The following is a 2,869-nucleotide window of genomic DNA, read 5'->3' on the forward strand; positions in this document are numbered from 1 at the left end:
GCTTCGCGCAACTGCCCACCAGCCGGTCCTGGCGCCTGTTGCCGGCGGTCGTCAACGGCCTGCCGGGCCTGCTCATCCTCGACGACAGCAACGGCGGTCGACTCGTGCAGACCATTGCGCTGGCACCGTCGGCTGAGTCGGGCCAGGTGGGTGCCGTCTATATCCAGCGCAACCCCGACAAGCTCAGCGGGATCCGGATGCGTGTCACAAACGCCGCGGCTGATCCGTCTTGAGTGTGAGGCCGGCGATTTTGTCGGCCCACAACATCCAAGGACATTGCCATGAGCACGCACCAAGCCCGCCTCGACTATTTCCGCCAGTCCGCCGACCTGTCCAAGAAGTACCTGGACTTCAGCATGGCCTTCCGCATGGACAAGACCCTGGCCGTGCTGATCGACATCCGTGCCTCCCAGCTCAACGGCTGCGCCTTCTGCCTGGACATGCACGTCAAGCAGGCCAAGATGCACGGCGAGCGCGAGCTGCGCCTGCACCACGTCGCCATCTGGCGCGAGTCGACGCTGTTCACGCCCAAGGAGCGCGCCGCCCTGGCCTGGACCGAGCTGCTGACGCGCATCCYGGCCGAGGGCATTTCCGACGCTGCCTATGCCGAGGTCAGCGAGCATTTCTCCCCGGAAGAGCTGTCCGAGCTGACCTGGCGCGTCGCCGCCATCAATGGCTGGAACCGCATGAATGTGGCGGTGCGCAATGTGCCGGGCTCGGCGGACAAGATGTTCGGCCTGGACAAGGCGGGCCTGAACTGATCTGGCGCAAAGCGGCCGCCGGCCTCGCGTCCTACCCTGCAACGGCGCTCCCACCCTGCACCTGGGCAAGGCCTCGGAGTAGGGTGGCCTGACGTCATGGAACCTTCCAGGCGCGTAGCGCCTTTTGGAGGATTTCCCATGGCCATGATGAAAGCCGCTGTCTTCGTCGAGCCCGGGCGCATCGTGCTGGATGACAAGCCCATGCCCGATGTCGGCCCGCAGGACGCGCTGATCCGCGTCACCACGACGACCATCTGCGGCACCGACATCCACATCCTCAAGGGCGAGTACCCGGTCGAGCGCGGCCTGACCATCGGCCACGAGCCCGTGGGCGTCATCGAGAAGCTCGGCTCGGGCGTGCGCGGCTACCGCGAGGGCCAGCGCGTCATCGCCGGCGCCATCACGCCCAGCGGCTGGAGCACCGCCTGCCTGTGCGGCTGCGGCTCGCAGGACGGCGCYGGCACCGCGCATGGCTGGAAGGCCATGGGTGGCTGGAAGTTCGGCAACACCATCGACGGCTGCCAGGCCGAGTACGTGCTGGTGCCCGACGCCATGGCCAACCTGGCGCCGGTGCCCGACTCTCTGACCGACGAGCAGGTGCTGATGTGCCCCGACATCATGTCCACCGGCTTCAGCGGGGCCGAGAGTGCCGGCGTGCGCATCGGCGACACGGTGGCGGTGTTTGCGCAAGGCCCCATCGGCCTGTGCGCCACGGCCGGCGCCAAGCTCAGCGGTGCGTCCATGGTCATCGGCGTCGACCGCCTGGCCAACCGCCTGGCCATCGCCACGCAGATGGGCGCCGACCATGTCATCGACGCCAGCAAGGTCGACCCCGTGGAAGAAATCATGCGCCTGACCGACGGCCGCGGCGTCGACGTCGCCATCGAGGCCCTGGGCACGCAGCAGACCTTCGAGGCCTGCCTGCGCGTGCTGCGGCCGGGTGGCACGCTGTCCAGCCTGGGCGTCTACTCCACCGACCTGACCATCCCGCTCGGCGCCTTTGCAGCAGGCCTGGGCGACCACAAGATCGTCACCACCCTCTGCCCCGGCGGCAAGGAGCGCATGCGCCGGCTGATGTCCGTCATCGCCGCGCGGCGCGTCAACCTGGAGGCCATGGTGACGCACCGCTTCAAGCTCGATGACATCGAGGCGGCCTACGAGCTGTTCGGCCACCAGCGCGACGGTGTGCTCAAGGTGGCGATTACCCCCTGACATCCGCATGAGCATCCGCCACCTCGACCAGCTTCTGTCACCGCGCTCGGTCGTGGTGGTCGGCGCCTCCAACCGCCCCGGCAGCGTCGGGGCGACCGTCTGGCGCAACCTCCGTGCCGGCACGTTTGCTGGCCGTGTTTTCGGCGTCAACCCCAAGCACGCCGAGCTCGACGGCGTGGCGCTGGCAGGCCGCATCGGCGACCTGACCGAAGCGCCGGACCTGGCCGTGCTGTGCACCCCGCCGGATACGGTGCCCGGCCTCATCGCCGAGCTGGGCCAGCTGGGCACGCGCGCCGCCATCGTCATGACCGCCGGCCTGAACGCTGTTCAGAAGCAGGCCGCGCTGGACGCCGCCCGGCCGCATCTGCTGCGCCTGCTCGGCCCCAACTGCCTGGGCCTGCTGTCGCCGCGCATCGGCCTGAACGCCAGCTTTGCCCATGTCGACGCCTTGCCCGGCGACATCGCCTTCGTGTCGCAGTCGGGCGCGCTGGTCACGGCGGTGCTCGACTGGGCGCGCTCGCGTCGCATCGGCTTCTCGCACATGGTGTCGCTGGGCGAGCGGGCCGATGTGGACTTCGGCGACCTGCTCGACCACTTCGCCAGCGACCCGCACACGCGGGCCATCCTGCTCTACATCGAGTCCATCGAGTCGCCGCGCAAGTTCATGTCGGCGGCGCGTGCGGCGGCGCGCAACAAGCCGGTCATCGTCGTCAAGGCCGGCCGCGCGGGCAAGGGCCTGCAGGCCGCCGCGTCGCACACCGGCGCGCTGGCCGGGTCGGACGTGGTCATCGACGCCGCAATCCGCCGCGCCGGCATGCTGCGCGTGGATACGCTGCAAGACCTGTTCATGGCGGCCGAAACGCTGGCGCATTTCCGCGGCAGCCCACAGCGCGGCC

Annotated in this window: 3 protein-coding genes and 1 pseudogene; all 4 read left to right on the top strand. The window is 69.2% G+C overall.

The genetic code is table 11. From position 1 onward, the window contains the following. Positions 1–233 (top strand): annotated as a pseudogene (locus AC1DU6_RS25860) (hypothetical protein); the annotation flags it as partial. Between the two features lie 48 nt (positions 234–281). Further along, positions 282–761, top strand: coding sequence for a carboxymuconolactone decarboxylase family protein (locus tag AC1DU6_RS25865; RefSeq protein WP_477860611.1), 480 nt, complete (start codon positions 282–284; stop codon positions 759–761). A gap of 138 nt (positions 762–899) precedes the next feature. Next, positions 900–1,973: an NAD(P)-dependent alcohol dehydrogenase gene (locus AC1DU6_RS25870; RefSeq protein WP_457322041.1), complete on the top strand. Its 1,074-nt coding sequence runs from the start codon at positions 900–902 to the stop codon at positions 1,971–1,973. A 7-nt stretch (positions 1,974–1,980) separates the two neighbouring features. Continuing rightward, on the top strand, positions 1,981–2,869 hold an 889-nt coding region (locus AC1DU6_RS25875), incomplete at its 3' end, for an acetate--CoA ligase family protein (protein WP_477860614.1).

Source organism: Roseateles sp. P5_B10, from assembly GCF_056400485.1.